The 788-nt window shown below is 66.9% G+C and carries 1 protein-coding gene; it reads left to right on the forward strand.

Translation table 11 applies throughout. The features are described 5' to 3' along the window. Nucleotides 1-53: 53 nt before the first annotated feature. The coding region (locus HA073_RS30190) for a beta-ketoacyl reductase (protein ID WP_309228078.1) at nt 54-788 on the forward strand (735 nt) is incomplete at its 3' end.

Here is a 788-nt window from a genome sequence, read left to right on the forward strand (position 1 = left end):
GTGCGGGTGCGGGTGCTGGTGGTGGTGGTTTTCGGTTGTCGGGGACGGTGTTGGTGACGGGTGGTACGGGGGCGTTGGGTGCGCGGGTGGCGTTGTGGGCGGTGGGTGTGGGTGCGGAGCATGTGGTGTTGGTGAGTCGGCGTGGTGGTGGTGCGGCGGGTGTGGGTGAGTTGGTGGGGCGGTTGGAGGGTTTGGGTGTGCGGGTGTCGGTGGTGGGTTGTGATGTGGCGGATCGTGGTGCGGTGGCGGGGTTGTTGGGGGATTTGGTGGGTCGGGGTGAGCGGTTGCGGGCGGTGGTGCATGCGGCTGGTGTGGCGCAGTTGACGCCGTTGGGTGAGGTGGGTGTGGGTGAGGTGGAGGAGGTGTTGCGGGCGAAGGTTGGTGGTGCGGTGGTGTTGGATGAGTTGACTGCTGGTTTGGATTTGGATGCGTTTGTGGTGTTTTCGTCGATTGCGGGGGTGTGGGGTTCTGCGGGTCAGGTGGGGTATGCGGCGGCGAATGCGTTTGTGGATGGGTTGGTGGTGTCGCGGCGTGGGCGTGGGTTGGTGGGGACGTCGGTGGCGTGGGGGCCGTGGGCTGAGGCGGGTATGGCGGTGGGGGTGGCGGGGGAGCAGTTGAGTCGGCGTGGTTTGCCGGGGATGGCTCCGGAGTTGGCGGTGGCGGCGTTGCAGGGGGTGTTGGATGGTGGTGAGGGGCAGGTGGTGGTGGCGGATGTGCGGTGGGATCGGTTTGTGCCGTCGTTCACGGCGTTGCGTCCGTCCCGGTTGTTCACCGACATCCCCGAAGCA

It is taken from the genome of Micromonospora sp. CMU55-4 (genome assembly GCF_011602315.1).
Classification (GTDB): domain Bacteria; phylum Actinomycetota; class Actinomycetes; order Mycobacteriales; family Micromonosporaceae; genus Micromonospora; species Micromonospora chalcea.